Raw genomic sequence first — 14,249 nt, forward strand, 5'->3', positions numbered from 1 at the left:
AAATCTACAGGCCGTTTCGGCCGATCACGTCCCGGTACCAGAGGGCGCTGTCCTTGGGCGTCCTGGTTTGTGTCGCATAGTCCACATGGACGATGCCGAAACGCCGCCGGTAACCCTCCGCCCACTCGAAGTTGTCGAGCAGCGACCAGACCAGATACCCGCGCAGGTCCGCGCCCGCCTCGATGGCCCGGTGCACCTCGCGCAGGTGCCCGTCCAGGTACGCCACCCGCTCGTCGTCGCGCACGCGCCCGTCCTCCACGACGTCCTCGAAGGCCGCGCCGTTCTCCGTGACCATCAGGCCGACCTGCGGGTAGTCCCGCGAGAGGCGTACGAGCAGCCTGGACAGGCCGTCCGGCACGATGGGCCAGCCCATCGCGGTCGTCGGCGCGTCCGCCGCGGCGAACCTGACGTCCTCCGAACCCGGCCACGCGGCGTCCGCGGGCAGCCCTGGGCCCGCCTCGACCACGCACGGGTTGTAGTAGTTGATGCCCACCAGGTCGATCGGCGCGTTGATGAGCGCGAGGTCGCCGTCCTCGATGTGGCCGGTACCGCCGTTGCGGGCCGCCGCGTCCAGCACCTCCTGGGGGTACGTCCCGTACACCGCCGGGTCCAGGAACTGCCGGGTCAGCAGCGTGTGGATGCGGTGGGTGACGGCCGCGTCCACCTCGTCCGGCACCGCGGAGGGGTTGTTGACCTGGGCGGGGGTGAGCACCGGCGCCGAGTTGACCACCAGCATGATGCTCTGCGCGCCTCCGGAGCGCAGCCGCCGCGCGGCCAGCCCGTGGCCGAGCAGCAGGTGGTGCGCGGCACGCATGGCGTCGGCCGGGAGACGGCGGCCCGGGGCGTGCAGGCCGTTGCCGTAGCCGAGGAACGCCGCCACCCAGGGCTCGTTCAGCGTCGCCCAGTCGCTGACGCGGTCGCCGAGCCGGTCGTGTACGGCCTGGGCGTAGTCGGCGAACCGGTAGGCCGTGTCGCGGTGGGTCCAGCCGCCGCGTTCTTCGAGGGCTTGGGGGAGATCCCAGTGATAAAGCGTGACGTAGGGCGAAATTTCGGCGGCTAGTAGTTCATCGACGAGCTTGTCGTAGAACGCCAGCCCGCGCGGGTTGATCGGCCCCGCGCCGTCGGGCTGGATGCGCGGCCAGGCGATCGAGAACCGGTAGGCCGCCAGCCGCAGCTCGCGCATCAGCCCGACGTCGTCCCGGTAGCGGTGATAGTGGTCGCACGCCACGTCGCCGGTGTCGCCGTCCGCCACGTTCCCGGGGGTATGGGAGAAGGTGTCCCAGATCGACTGGCCCCGCCCGTCCTCCTTGACCGCCCCCTCGATCTGGTACGAGGCCGTGGCGGCTCCCCAGACGAAGTCCTCGGGAAAGATCATCCCTTCACAGCTCCTTGCATGATTCCGCCGATGATTTGCTTGCCGAACAGGGCGAAGACGGCAACGAGTGGCAACGTGCCGATCGCCGTTCCGGCCAGGCCCAGCACGTAGTCGTTGACGTATCCGCTGGCCAGCGTCGACAGGGCGACCTGGACCGTCGGGTTGTCCGGGCTCAGCACGACCAACGGCCAGAAATAGTCGTTCCAGGCCGACATGAAGGTCAGCATGCCGAGCACGGCCGCCGCTGGCCGGGCCGCCGGCAACACGACGTGCCAGAACAGGCCCCACGTCGTGCACCCGTCCACCCGCCCGGCCTCCAGCAGGTCGGTGGGCAGGGCGCGCGAGAGGTACTGCGTCATGAAGAACACGCCGAACGCGTTGACCAGCGCCGGCACGATCAGCGCGTAGTTGGTGCCGGTCCACTCCAGCTTCACCATGAGCATGTAGAGCGGGATGATGCCGAGCTGCGCCGGGACCATCATGGTCGCCACGGTGATCACCAGCATGGCGTTCCTGCCCCGGAACCTGAGCTTGGCGAAGGCGAACCCGGCCAGCGTCGAGAAGAACATCACCGCGACGGAGATCGATCCGGCCACGATGATGGAGTTGAGCAGCGCGAGCCCGAAGGGGACGGTGTCGAAGACCCGGGCGACGTTGGCGAAGAAGTTGCCGCCGGGCAGCAGCGGCGGCGGCACCTCGGCCAGCGCCGAGTTGTGCCGGGAGGCCACCACGACGCTGTAGTAGAGCGGGAACGCCGAGAAGAAGGCGACCGCGGTCAGGGTCAGATAGCGCAGCCTCATACCAGCCCTCCCTTCGCCCTGCGGGTGATCAGGAAGTTGATGCCGGCCACGATCACCACGGCGAGGAACATCAGCCAGGACGCGGCCGAGGCGTAGCCGAAGTCGAACGTCGAGTTCGCGAAGCCCTGCTCGTAGACGAACAGCGCCAGGGTCTGGAACTGCCGGTCGGGCCCGCCGGTGGCGATGCCGCCCCCGCCGCCGCTGCTCTGTCCGAACAGCATGGGCTCGGCGATGATCTGCATGGCGCCGATCGTGGAGACGATGACCACGAAGATCATCGTTGGCCGGATCATCGGGATGGTGATCTTGCGCAGCTGCGTGAGGTTGCTCGCCCCGTCGAGGGTGGCGGCCTCGTACAACTCGCGCGGCACGGCCTGCATGGCGGCCAGGAAGATCAGCGCGTTGTAGCCGGTCCAGCGCCACATGATCATCACCGAGAGGGCGACGTGCGAGCTCGCGGTGCCCGCCGCCCAGTCGATGCTGCCGACACCGAACCACGACAGGACCCAGTTGATCATGCCGAAGTCGCGGCCGAAAAGCTGGCTGAAGATCACCACCACCGCCACCACGCTCGTGACGTTGGGCAGCAGCAACGAGACCCGGAACAACGTCTGGAACCGCAGCCGCCGGTTGAGCAGGTGCGCCAGCCAGATGGCCAGCGCGAGTTGCGGCACCGTCGACAACACACCGATGGAGAGCGTGTTGAACGTGGCGTTCCAGAAGTAGTCGTCGGCGAGCAGCGTCGCGAAGTTGTCCAGCCCGACGAACGTCTGGGTCTCCGACAACAACGTCCACTCGTGCAGGCTCACCCAGGCCGTGTAGATGAGCGGGAACAGCCCGAACGCGCAGAACAGCAGGAAGAACGGCGCCACGTAGGCGTACGGCGACACCCTCACGTCGAGGGTGTGCCGCACGCCCTTCCCGCGCCGTCGCGTGACCGCGAGGGGGAGAGTGCTCATTTGATCTTCTTGACGTCCTCGAGCACCTGCGCCCACGCCTCGTCCGGCGTCTGCTTGCCCTGCTCGACCCGGCCGAGCCCGTTGCCGATGGCGACCCGGACGTCAGCCTCCTTGGGGCCGAGGTGCTGCGGCTTGAGCGCCTTGGCCGCGTCGGAGTAGATCTTGCCGATGGGGGCGTCGCCGAAGAACGGCTTGGTGAAGTTCTGGATCTCCGGGTCGTCGTAGAGCGCCGGGATCGAGGGGAACGTGCCCTCCTCCTTGAACACCTTGGCCTGGTTCTCCTTGGAGGTGAGGAAGTCGATCAGCTCCGCCGCCTCCTTCGGGTGGTCGCTCTGCTTCGGCACCATCAGGTGCGAGCCGCCGCTGTTGCCCGAGCCGCCGGGCACGGCCGCGATGTCCCACTTGCCGGAGGCGTCCTTGGCCTGCTCCTGGATGAAGCCCGTCATCCAGGCCGGGCAGATGATCGTGGCGAACGAGCCCTTGGCGAAACCGGTGTTCCACGGCGGGGAGAAGGCCGCCAGCTTCGCGGTCAGGCCCTCCTGGGTGAGCTGGTTCGACAGGTCCCAGGCCTTCTTCACGTCGGGGTTCGACTCCACGATGATCTGGTCCTGGGCGTCGTACAGACCGACGGGGGCCTGGTTGACCATGGCGCGGAAGATCTCGCCGGGGGAGTCGACGAACTTCGCGCCGACCACGTCGGCCGCGGCGAACTTCTTGCCGGTCGCGATGTACTCGTCCCACGTCGGCCAGAGCGCCGCGACCTCCTCGCGGTCGCTCGGCAGGCCCGCCTTCTCGAACAGGTCCCTGCGGTAGCACATGGCCAGGCCGCCCACGTCGGTGCCGAGCCCGAGCACCTGCGAGCCGTCCTTGCTCAGGCCCTGCTGCCACTTCCAGTCGAGGTAGTCGGCCTGCCGCTTGTCGAGCCCGAACTGCTTGAGGTCGGTGAACTTGGCGGGCTGCGCGGTGAACGTGCTGATGTAGCCGACCTCGACGGCCGTGACGTCGCCCGCGCCCGAGTTCGTGGCGAGCCGCTTGACCAGGTTGTTGTGGTGGTCGTTGAACTGCGTGACGTTCTCGACGATCTCGATGTCGGGATGGGTCTTCTTGTATTCCTCGTAGAGAGGTTTGAACCCGAAGTCGCCGAAGAGGTCGACGGTCAGTTTGATCTTTTCGCCGGGGTTGGCGCTCGCCTCTGCGGCGGAGTCCCCGCCACCGCCGCCGCCGCACGCGGCCGCCAGGGTGAGTGCGGACGCGGCGAGCAAGGACAGGCCGATCCGCCGGATACGAGGGGTCATCGGAAACCCTCCTGGGTAGGTGCTGAAGGGTGGAGAGAGCGCTCTCTCAAGAGATTCCAGGCGTTCGTACGGCTCTGTCAACGGGCTCTGTGTAACAATCGGGGTTATGAAGAGAGCGTTCTCACAAACCGGACAGGTGCCCGGCAGGCGTCGTGCGGGGTCTGATCAGTCGCTGAGCACCCGCCCGGCCATCCGGGCGTACATCCGGCCAGGGCTCGGCGCCCTCGTCAGGAAGCCGGGCAACATGGGCAGGCTGACGGCGAACGGGTCGAGCCGCTCGTACAGCTCTTCGGCGTCCGCGGGCCGGTCGTCCGGCTTCTTCTCCAGCAACTGCGCCAGCAGCGCGCCCAGCTCTCCCGGCAGCCCGGGCAGGGCGGGCGGACGCTCCTTGACCTGCTTCTCGAAGACCACGTAGTCGGTGGGACCGGTGAAGAGCTGGCGTCCGGCCAGCATCTCGTGCAGGACGCAGCCGAGCGAGTAGAGGTCGCTGCGCGGCTCGGCGACGCCGTGCTGGATCTGCTCGGGCGCCATGTACGCCGGCGTGCCCAGGATCTGGCCGATCCTCGTGAACGTGGTGACGTCCGCGTCGCGGAGCATGGCCAGCCCGAAGTCCAGCACCTTCACGCTGCCGTCGGGGCAGAGCATGAGGTTCGTCGGCTTGAGGTCGCGATGGCAGATCGACAGCGCGTGGGCCGCCGACAACACCGCGCACGCCTGGGCCGCGATCGCCGCCGCCCACGGCACGGGCAGCGGGCCGTGCTCGCTGACCACGTCGGCCACCGTGACGCCCTCGATGAACTGCATCACCTGGTAGAGCCGCTGATCGTGGGCGCCGAAGTCGTACAGCACGGGGGCGCCGGGGTGCTCCAGCCTGGCCAGGATGCGGGCCTCTCGGATGAACCTGCGCTCCAGCTCCTCGTCGGGCCCGCTGGGCAACCTGAGCAGCTTCACCGCGACCCGGCGATCGAGGTGGCGGTCGTGGCCCGCGTAGACCGCACCCATGCCGCCCTGCCCTAGGGGCAGGTCGTCGAGCTCATAGCGGTCGCCGATGACCATTCGCCCTCCTGCCGCCTTATCGGGAAAAAACTACACCGTCAGGACGGCGAGGAGTGCCGTCGTCTGGAGGAGTGGCGGGAGCGGAGCGACCAGAACGGGGGAAGGCGGCGGCGTCTGGCGATCGAGCCGCCGAACGGAGTGAGGCCATGAACTCGCGAGGAGTGCCGTCGCCTGGAGGAGCGGCGGGAGCGGAGTGACCAGAACGGGGGAAGGCGGCGGCGTCTGGCGATCGAGCCGCCGAACGGAGTGAGGCCATGAACTCGTGAGGAGTGCCGTCGCCTGCCGGAGCGGCGGGAGCGGAGCGAGGCCATGAGCAGGCGGCGACATGGGGTGATCGAGCCTGTCTCACGAAGTGGGGCCATGAGCAGGTGGGTGCAGGTGGCCGTCGGCGAGCCCGTCGAGGCCCAGCCTGATGAGCGTCTGTCCCAGGGCGGCGGTCTCGCGCAGGGTGTCCTCCAGCACGGCGAGCTGCCGGAACGCCGCGCCGTAGGCCTGCTGCTCCCGCAGCGACAGGCGCGGCAGCCGGGTGCGGCGCACGTCGAACCTGCTGGAGCCGGTCGTCACCCGGCCGCCCGCGGCCCGCAGGAAACCGGCCAGGAAGTCGGGGTCGAGCCGCCCGGCGTCGACGCGGTAGAGGGTCAGGTGGGGCCCCAGCACCGCGCCGTCGTCGGCCATCACCCGCACCGCCGAATAGGAGGCCACCACGTCGCCGGGGCGGATCGCGACCAGCCCTTGCTGCGTGCTGGTGAGGCCGGACGGCGAGGTGCCGTTGAGCACGTCGTCGGTGGTCAGCACCGGGATGTCGCCGCCGTCCGCGGCCATCTTGGGCGGGGCCTGCGCGGAGGTCACCAGGCCCTCCTTGATCAGGTCGCCCAGCGTGGTGGCGGGCTGGTCGAGCGGCTGCTCCAGGACCTTGAGGTCGGGCGGCACGGCGGCGGCCGCCAGGAACCGGTCGCGGGCCTCGGCGAACGCCCGTCCGACGTCGTCACGCCGCTGGTGGCGGGCCGGGGTCATGTCGACCTCGTCGGCCAGCAGGTCGATGATGCGTACGGTCTGGTCGGAACGGTCCTCCAGATAGGCCTGCCAGGCCGGCTCGACCAGCGACAGGTCGGCCGTGGCGTCGAGGATCAGCACGTCGGACGGCGGCCGCTCGCCCGCCGCGGGGCGGCGCAGCAGCCACAGGTCGGAGCCGGGCAGCGCCACGACAGCCCGCAGCGCGCCCGCGCGCAGCAGGTTGGCGCGGATGCGGCGGCCGGCCTTGCGGCTGGCGGCCGCCGGGGGCATGAGGATGGCGACCAGGCCGCGCGGTTTGACATGGGTGAGGCAGTGCTGCACCCATGCCAGCTCGGGCTCGCCGCGCGGCGGCAGGCCGTGCTCCCAGCGCGGGTCGCCGGTCAGCTCCTCGTAGCCCCAGGCCCGTTCGTTGAACGGCGGGCTGCACACCACCGCGTCGGCTCGCTCTCCGGCGAACCCGTCGTGGCGCATGGAGTCGCCCGCCACGACCGTGGCCTCGATGCCGCGCAGGCGGAGCCGGGAGGCGGTGATGGCCGCCGACGTCTCGCTCAGCTCCTGGCCCAGCATCCTGGCGGGCATCCTGCGCTCGTCGCCGTCCTGGCCGTGGACCGATCGTGCGGGGGCGAGCAGCAGCGTCCCGACGCCGCAGGCAGGGTCGAGGATGGTGGCGCCGTCCGGTTCGACGAGCCGGAGCATCAGCTCGGCCACGTCGTCGCGGGTGACGGAGAGCTGCCTGGAATGCGCTTCGAGGTAGCGCTCACACAGGAACTCGTACGCGGTCAGGGGGCCGTGCTGCCCGGCCAGCTCCAGGATCAGCTCGGCCAGCTCGGGGTCGAGCCCGGCCGGTTCGTCCACCGTTCTGGCGCTCTCAACGGGGTCGTCTCCGGCTTGGGGGCGAGGTCGCTCGCCGTCCCGGCCGGGTCCGTCGCCGGCGTGGGTTCCGGGGGCGGGAGAGGAGGCGGTGGCCTGCGCGTGGCGGGTCAGGAGCACCCCGGCCTGGGCCACCAGCTCGCCCAGTCGCAAATCGCCGGCGGCTTTCAGGCGTTGCCACACCCGATCACCCAGGGAGACCTGGTAGGACTTCCCGTAGCGACGCAGCCAGGACTCGACCTGCCGCAGCGAGAACAGCGGCTGGTTGGCGGTGCCCCCGACCGGGTGGGGGAAGTCGTCGTGGCGGCGGCGCCAGTTGCTCACCGCGGCACGCCCGACACCGGCGAGCCGGGCGATGTCCCCGGCGTTGACGGTCGGGTCGTGGCTCATGGGGCCCACATTAGTTCACAAGGGTCTTCAGCGCATCTGCTTGTGAAGTCTTTCAACCAATGATTTACTGCTGGGTATGAAGCACAACATCCGCTATGCCGCCGGATCAGACGTGGGCCGCCGCAGGGAGCAGAACGAAGATTCCGGCTATGCGAGTGGCCGGTTGCTCGTGGTGGCTGACGGGATGGGCGGCCATGCCGCCGGTGAGCTGGCGAGTTCGGCGGCGATCGCCGTCATGCGGGAGCTGGATGCCACGCTTCCCGAGAGCGGCGCCGACCTGGAGGCGGCGCTGGAAGGCGCCGTGCACGAGGCGGCCCGCAGGCTGGTCGAGCTGGCCGACATCGACCCCGCGCGCAGAGGGATGGGGACCACGGTGACCGCCATGTTGTGGGACGGCTACCGGTTCGCCCTGGCTCATCTTGGTGACTCCCGCGGATATCTGCTTCGCGACGGCGCTCTCTACCAGATGACCAAGGATCACACACTTGTGCAGTCGATGGTGGACGAAGGGCGGATAACGGAGGACCAGGCGGCCGTGCACCCCAGGCGCTCGATGGTGCTGCGGGTGCTGGGCAGCGAGGGCAGGGCGGAGCCGGACATGGCGCTGCGCGAAGCCGAGCCTGACGATCGCTACCTCCTCTGCTCCGACGGTCTCACGACCGTGCTCGGGCCCGAGGTCCTGCACGAGGTGCTGACCACGGTGGCAGACCCGGGCGCGGCCGTCCAGCGGTTGATAGATCTGGCCAACGAGGGCGGCTCTCCCGACAACGTGACCGTGATCGTGGCCGACGTCGTCGCGCCGGGCGCCGGAGAGGTGAGCGTCTACCGCGTCGGCGCAGGTTCCTGATCTTCGCAGCGCAGGCCGGATCCCAGGAGTCTCAGAATTCTCCTCAGCCTCGTCGGTGTGCTGATGCCCCGAAAACCGCATAGCCGATATTTCGCCTCATAGCGAGACACTTTCGCAGTGACGCACGCGTATGCGCGATGGCGCTATTACAGTCCATCGTGATTTGTCGGTTATCTGGGAGGTGTCACCCTGGACCCGATCGCGGACGAGCTGCTGAAGACGGTGCGGCAGGAACTCGGCTACAGGGAGAAGAGCGGCCAGGTCACCAAATTCGGCCAGTGGTATGCGGATCGCGTCCAAGACACCCAGTATCGCAACGCGCCATGGTGCGACATGTTCCTCGCCTGGGCCGCGGACAAGGCCGGCCTCACCGAATACGTCGGCGAATTCGCGTGGACACCCTCCCACGCGGCCTGGTTCATCAAGCAGGACGCGTGGACGCGGAAGCCCGAGCCGGGAGCGCTGGTCTTCTTCGACTGGCGCGGCGGCGAGAGTTACAAAGGTGTCGACCATGTGGGCGTCGTGGAGCGCGTCGCCGGCAAGAAGATCCACACGATCGAGGCCAACGTCGACCGGGAGTGGCTCAAGCGCAAGACCCGCGAGACGGACAAGGTCGTCGGCTACGGTGTCCCGCGATTAGTCAAGGCGAACGCCGAGCGGCTCGACGAGATCCGGTCGACCGAGCGGCCGTTCGTGTCCGCGCCTCGACCGGAAACGGGCAACGGCTCGCCGCTGGACGTCTTAGGCACCCCGCCCGCGCTGCTCGCCGCGATGGTGATCACCACGATCGTGCTCACGCTGCGCGTGACCGGCCGCCGCCGCGGCACCCACCGCCGCTTCACCCGCCGCTTCATCCGCCGTTTCGCCCGCCGTTTCCCCTGGCCCCGGAACGCGCCAACCACTCGCCGTCCCGCCAAGACCTCCTCCGGTACGCGGCCTCCCAAGGTACGCGAGAAGGCACGGGCCGCAACCCACCCCGGCACCGCCCAGCGCCATCCGGCCCCCGAGCAGCCCGCCCGCCCCGCCAGGATCCGCGTTCCCGCCGGCCCGGCGCATCAGGCCGCCAAGCAGGCCGCTCCCACCCGGCGCCGCCCGTACGAACCCCGCTGAGTTCGCCCCGCGCATGCCCGTCCGGCAACGGCACGGCGCGCCGCCCGGTCGGTCCGACCCCGTGCACGGCCTTCCGGTAAGGGTGCGGTGCGGGAGCCCGGCGGGCGCTAGGACGGGAGATCGATGACGGCCTTGACGTCGTGGCTCGGCTCGAAGGCCTCCAGGGCGCGCTCCAGCGGCAGCCGCCGGGTGATCAGCCGCTCCAGCCACGTGATGTCCGCCTGGGCCAGTGCCGCCGCCGCGTCCCTGAAATGGCGCAGGTTGCCGTTGACCGTGCCGAAGATCACGTCGTTCTCCAGGACGATGTCCCGGTTGATCACCCCGGCGTCCACCCGATGGGAACGCCCTCCAGGGGCGAGGCCGCACAGGCAGACGATGCCCGCGGCGGCGGTGGTGCGCATGGCGTCGATGACGAGTTGCCCCACGCCCGTGCACTCGATGATGATGTCCGGCTTCGCGTCGGCGAACGGCTCCAGCCCCGTGCCCGAGTGGTAGGTGGCGCCCAGATCCTCCACCAGGCCGGACTTGAGCCCTTTGGGGGCGCGGTCCAGCACGTGCACGTCGAGCCCCCGCTGCCGGCCGAGGAGCGCGGCCAGCAGCCCGATCGGCCCCGCGCCGATCACGAGCAGCGTGCGTGGCTCGAACCAGGATCGCGACCCGATGCGCTCGATCTGCTCCCACGCCTTGGCGACCACGGAGGTGGGCTCGACCAGCATGCCGACGCTCTCCAGCGAGGGGTCGAGGCGGACGGCGTAGCCGGCTTCGACGACCCAGCGCTCGCTGGCGTACCCGTCGAGGTCTTTGATGCCCCGCTCGGTGTAGCGGCCGTTGCGGCACATGTCGAACTCGCCCCGCTCGCAGGCTCCGCAGGGCACGGGGTCGGGGCGGCGGACCACGCCCACCACCAGGTCTCCGGGTGAGAAGGCGGATCCTTGGGGCGATTCGAGCACCCGGCCCAGCGACTCGTGCCCGATGACCATGCGTTCCCTGCCGGGCGGCGGCCAGCCGTATTCGGCGGCGGCCAGTTCGCGGTCCGTCCCGCAGATGCCCAGGGCCAGCCCCTGGACGAGCAGCTCGCCCTGGCCGGGCTGGGGTTCGGGTAGTTCCTCGACGCCGAGTGTCCCCTGTTTGCCCGGTGCGAACGTCAGTGCACGCATCGCGCTCACCCCCTCCAGCGGGACCCTACCCCGGACGGGCTTGGGAAATAGTAGGACGTCCTAGTATCTTCGGAGATGACACCCTCACGAAGGAGTGAACAGGCGTGCACGTCCCGGTACACCCAGTCCGTTTCGTGACCGCCGCGGCCCTGTTCGACGGCCATGACGCGGCGATCAACATCATGCGACGCATCCTCCAGTCACAGGGGGCCGAGGTCATCCATCTCGGGCACAACCGTTCGGTTGACGAGATCGTCACGGCCGCCATCCAGGAGGACGCCCAGGGGGTGGCGATCAGCTCGTACCAGGGCGGGCACGTGGAGTTCTTCTCCTACCTGGTGCAACTGCTGCGCGAGCGGGGCGCCGGCCACGTCAGGGTGTACGGAGGCGGCGGGGGAGTGATCGTCCCCGAGGAGATCGAGCTGCTGCACTCGCGCGGCGTCGCCCGCATCTTCTCGCCCGAGGACGGCCAGCGCTACGGACTGCCCGGGATGATCAACAAGCTGGTCGAGGAGTGCGACGTCGAGCTGGACGACCCGCCCTCGGTGGAGGCCGTGGTCTCCGGCGACCAGGCGGCCCTGGCCCGGGCGATCACGCTCGTGGAGTCCGGGCGCGCCCCCGCCGACCTGATGGAGGGCCTGCGGGCCGCGGGGTCGAAGGAGGGCGACGCGAGGGCGCCGGTGCTCGGCATCACGGGCACGGGCGGCTCGGGGAAGTCGTCGCTGACCGACGAGATCGTCCGCAGGTTCCGCGTCGACAACGACGACAAGCTGCGTATCGCGATCATCGCCATCGACCCCACCCGCAGGCGAGGCGGTGGCGCGCTGCTCGGCGACCGCATCAGGATGAACAGCCTGGGACCCCAGACCTACTTCCGCTCCCTGGCCACCCGCGGCGCCGCCAACGAGGTGCCCGCCTGCCTCGACGACGTGATCACCGCCTGCCGCGCGGCCGGCCACGACCTGGTCATCGTGGAGACGCCCGGCATCGGACAGGGCGACGCCGGCATCGTCCCGCACGTCGACGTGCCCATCTACGTGATGACGCCCGAGTTCGGCGCGGCCTCCCAGCTGGAGAAGATCGACATGCTCGACTTCGCCGAGGCCGTGGTGATCAACAAGTACGAGCGGCGCGGCGCGGAGGACGCCCTGCGTGACGTGCGCCGCCAGCTCGTACGCAACCGCGAGGCGTTCGGGGTGTCCCCGGACGACATGCCGGTCTTCGGCACCATCGCCGCCCGCTACAACGACAGCGGCGTGACGGCCCTCTACCAGCACCTCAAGCCCTTCCTGCTGCCCGGCGCCGGCCCCGGGCTGCTGCCCCGGGTGTCCGAGCGCACCTCCAGGGCCTCGGCCGCCATCGTCCCGCCCGCCAGGGCGCGCTACCTGGCCGAGATCGCCGAGACGGTCCGCGCCTACCACGCCGAGACCCTCGCCCAGGCGGAGGTGGCCCGCCGCCGCCAGCAGCTCGCCGCCGTACGGTCGCTGCTGGAGGAGGGCGACGGGCGGCTGGCCGAGCTCGAAGCCCAGGCCGAGCGGGAGCTCGGCGACGAGAGCCGGGCGCTGCTCGACGCCTGGCCGGCGCTCAAGGAGCGCTACACCGCCGACGAGCTGGTGGTGAAGATCCGCGATCGCGAGATCCACACCCCGCTCTGGCGCGAGACGCTCTCCGGCAACCGCGTCCCCAGAGTCGCCCTGCCCCGCTACACCGACCACGGCGACCTGCTGCGGTTCCTGCGCGGCGAGAACCTGCCGGGCATGTTCCCCTTCACCGCCGGGGTGTTCCCGTTCAAGCGCGCGGACGAGGACCCGACCAGGATGTTCGCCGGTGAGGGCGACCCGTTCCGCACCAACAGGCGCTTCAAGCTGCTGTCGGAGGGCCAGCCCGCGACCCGGCTGTCCACCGCGTTCGACTCGGTCACGTTGTACGGCCACGACCCCGACCTGCGGCCCGACATCTACGGAAAGGTCGGCACGTCGGGCGTCTCCATCGCGACGCTCGACGACATGAAGGTGCTCTACGACGGTTTCGACCTGGCGGCGCCCAACACGTCGGTGTCGATGACGATCAACGGGCCGGCTCCCACGATCCTGGCCTTCTACCTCAACGCCGCCATCGACCAGGCCCGCGACCGGTTCCGGGCCGAGCACGGCCGCGACCCCGGGGAGCAGGAGGACCGCGACCTGCGCGCCCGCACCCTGGCCACGGTCAGGGGCACCGTCCAGGCCGACATCCTCAAGGAGGACCAGGGACAGAACACCTGCATCTTCTCCACGGAGTTCTCGCTGCGGATGATGGCCGACATCCAGGAGTGGTTCATCCGCAACGGCGTGCGCAACTTCTACTCGGTCTCGATCTCCGGCTACCACATCGCCGAGGCCGGGGCCAACCCCATCAGCCAGCTGGCCTTCACCCTGGCCAACGGCTTCACGTACGTGGAGGCGTACCTGGCCAGGGGCATGAAGATCGACGACTTCGCCCCCAACCTGTCGTTCTTCTTCTCCAACGGCATGGACCCCGAGTACAGCGTGCTCGGGCGGGTGGCCCGCCGCATCTGGGCGGTGGCCATGCGGGAGAGGTACGGCGCCGGCGAGCGCTCGCAGAAGCTGAAGTACCACATCCAGACCTCGGGGCGGTCCCTGCACGCGCAGGAGATGAACTTCAACGACATCCGCACCACGCTCCAGGCGCTGATCGCCGTCTACGACAACTGCAACAGCCTGCACACCAACGCCTTCGACGAGGCCGTGACCACGCCGTCCGCCGACTCGGTGCGCCGGGCCATGGCGATCCAGCTCATCATCAACAAGGAGTGGGGCCTGGCCAGGAACGAGAACCCCCTGCAGGGTTCGTTCATCATCGAGGAGCTCACCGACCTGGTGGAGGAGGCGGTGCTCGGCGAGTTCGAGCGCCTGTCGGACCGGGGCGGGGTGCTGGGCGCGATGGAGACCGGCTATCAACGCGGCAAGATCCAGGACGAGTCGATGCTGTACGAGATGCGCAAGCACGACGGCTCGTTGCCCATCGTCGGCGTCAACACCTTCCGCAACGGCGCCCACGGCGAGGACTCCGACCCGCACAAGCTGGAGCTGGCCAGGGGCACGGAGGAGGAGAAGCAGTCGCAGCTCGACCGCCTGCGCGCCTTCCACGAGCGCAACCGCTCGGAGGCGCCCGCCCAGCTGGCCCGGCTCCGTGAGGCGGCGATGTCGGAGGAGAACGCGTTCGAGGTGCTGATGGACGCGGCCCGCGCCTGCTCGCTCGGCCAGATCACCGACGCGCTGTTCGAGGCCGGAGGCCAGTACCGCCGCAACGTCTGAAAGGTCCGCTGGCGGGATTCCGTCAGGGCGGGTTCTCGCCAGCGGATGACCTACCCGAG

Annotated in this window: 10 protein-coding genes; 3 read left to right on the top strand and 7 right to left on the bottom strand. The window is 69.6% G+C overall.

Going from position 1 to position 14,249, the window contains the following annotated elements:
• Positions 1–4: 4 nt before the first annotated feature.
• The 6 genes from ACZ6SA_RS32235 to ACZ6SA_RS32260 all read right to left on the bottom strand — a co-directional run bounded on the left by ACZ6SA_RS32235 (position 5) and on the right by ACZ6SA_RS32260 (position 7,759).
• A complete protein-coding gene (locus tag ACZ6SA_RS32235) occupies positions 5–1,375 on the bottom strand; it encodes a GH1 family beta-glucosidase (RefSeq protein WP_347643727.1) in 1,371 nt (456 codons plus the stop codon).
• Positions 1,372–2,175, bottom strand: a complete 804-nt coding sequence (locus tag ACZ6SA_RS32240) for a carbohydrate ABC transporter permease (RefSeq protein WP_347643728.1) — start codon at positions 2,173–2,175, stop codon at positions 1,372–1,374. The genes ACZ6SA_RS32235 and ACZ6SA_RS32240 overlap by 4 nt, the downstream gene beginning before the upstream one ends.
• Complete coding sequence (locus tag ACZ6SA_RS32245; RefSeq protein WP_347643729.1) at positions 2,172–3,134, bottom strand: carbohydrate ABC transporter permease; 963 nt, start codon at positions 3,132–3,134, stop codon at positions 2,172–2,174. The genes ACZ6SA_RS32240 and ACZ6SA_RS32245 overlap by 4 nt, the downstream gene beginning before the upstream one ends.
• Complete coding sequence (locus ACZ6SA_RS32250; protein ID WP_465832445.1) at positions 3,131–4,429, bottom strand: ABC transporter substrate-binding protein; 1,299 nt, start codon at positions 4,427–4,429, stop codon at positions 3,131–3,133. Before ACZ6SA_RS32250 ends, ACZ6SA_RS32245 begins: the two co-directional genes overlap by 4 nt.
• A 165-nt stretch (positions 4,430–4,594) precedes the next feature.
• Entirely contained in the window at positions 4,595–5,485 is an 891-nt protein-coding gene (locus tag ACZ6SA_RS32255) for a serine/threonine-protein kinase (RefSeq protein ID WP_347643731.1), read from the bottom strand.
• 345 nt (positions 5,486–5,830) lie between these two features.
• Positions 5,831–7,759: an N-6 DNA methylase gene (locus tag ACZ6SA_RS32260; RefSeq protein WP_465832447.1), complete on the bottom strand. Its 1,929-nt coding sequence runs from the start codon at positions 7,757–7,759 to the stop codon at positions 5,831–5,833.
• Positions 7,760–7,835: 76 nt separating this feature from the next.
• Between ACZ6SA_RS32260 and ACZ6SA_RS32265 the strand changes: the two genes are divergently transcribed.
• Both ACZ6SA_RS32265 and ACZ6SA_RS32270 read left to right on the top strand, forming a co-directional pair.
• Positions 7,836–8,606 (top strand): PP2C family protein-serine/threonine phosphatase, encoded by a 771-nt coding sequence (locus tag ACZ6SA_RS32265; protein ID WP_347643733.1) that lies wholly within the window; start codon positions 7,836–7,838, stop codon positions 8,604–8,606.
• A gap of 222 nt (positions 8,607–8,828) precedes the next feature.
• Complete coding sequence (locus ACZ6SA_RS32270; protein ID WP_465832450.1) at positions 8,829–9,716, top strand: CHAP domain-containing protein; 888 nt, start codon at positions 8,829–8,831, stop codon at positions 9,714–9,716.
• 107 nt (positions 9,717–9,823) lie between these two features.
• On the opposite strand, the gene ACZ6SA_RS32275 is transcribed toward ACZ6SA_RS32270, so the two are convergent.
• On the bottom strand, positions 9,824–10,873 hold the full coding sequence (locus ACZ6SA_RS32275) for a glucose 1-dehydrogenase (RefSeq protein ID WP_465832452.1): 1,050 nt from the start codon (positions 10,871–10,873) through the stop codon (positions 9,824–9,826).
• A 104-nt stretch (positions 10,874–10,977) separates the two neighbouring features.
• Between ACZ6SA_RS32275 and icmF the strand changes: the two genes are divergently transcribed.
• The gene (icmF, locus tag ACZ6SA_RS32280; RefSeq protein ID WP_465832454.1) at positions 10,978–14,190 is read left to right on the top strand and encodes a fused isobutyryl-CoA mutase/GTPase IcmF; all 3,213 of its coding nucleotides are present in this window, start codon (positions 10,978–10,980) and stop codon (positions 14,188–14,190) included.
• The last annotated feature ends 59 nt before the right edge of the window (positions 14,191–14,249 follow it).

Source organism: Nonomuraea sp. NPDC049378 (assembly GCF_055586745.1).

Excerpts from the sequence above, each read along its gene's own strand:
- ACZ6SA_RS32235 (WP_347643727.1), bottom strand. The coding sequence starts at position 1,375 with ATGATCTTTCCCGAGGACTTCGTCTGGGGAGCCGCCACGGCCTCGTAC.
- ACZ6SA_RS32260 (WP_465832447.1), bottom strand. The coding sequence starts at position 7,759 with ATGAGCCACGACCCGACCGTCAACGCCGGGGACATCGCCCGGCTCGCC.
- ACZ6SA_RS32245 (WP_347643729.1), bottom strand. The coding sequence starts at position 3,134 with ATGAGCACTCTCCCCCTCGCGGTCACGCGACGGCGCGGGAAGGGCGTG.
- ACZ6SA_RS32265 (WP_347643733.1), top strand. The coding sequence starts at position 7,836 with ATGAAGCACAACATCCGCTATGCCGCCGGATCAGACGTGGGCCGCCGC.
- ACZ6SA_RS32250 (WP_465832445.1), bottom strand. The coding sequence starts at position 4,429 with ATGACCCCTCGTATCCGGCGGATCGGCCTGTCCTTGCTCGCCGCGTCC.
- ACZ6SA_RS32275 (WP_465832452.1), bottom strand. The coding sequence starts at position 10,873 with ATGCGTGCACTGACGTTCGCACCGGGCAAACAGGGGACACTCGGCGTC.
- ACZ6SA_RS32255 (WP_347643731.1), bottom strand. The coding sequence starts at position 5,485 with ATGGTCATCGGCGACCGCTATGAGCTCGACGACCTGCCCCTAGGGCAG.
- ACZ6SA_RS32240 (WP_347643728.1), bottom strand. The coding sequence starts at position 2,175 with ATGAGGCTGCGCTATCTGACCCTGACCGCGGTCGCCTTCTTCTCGGCG.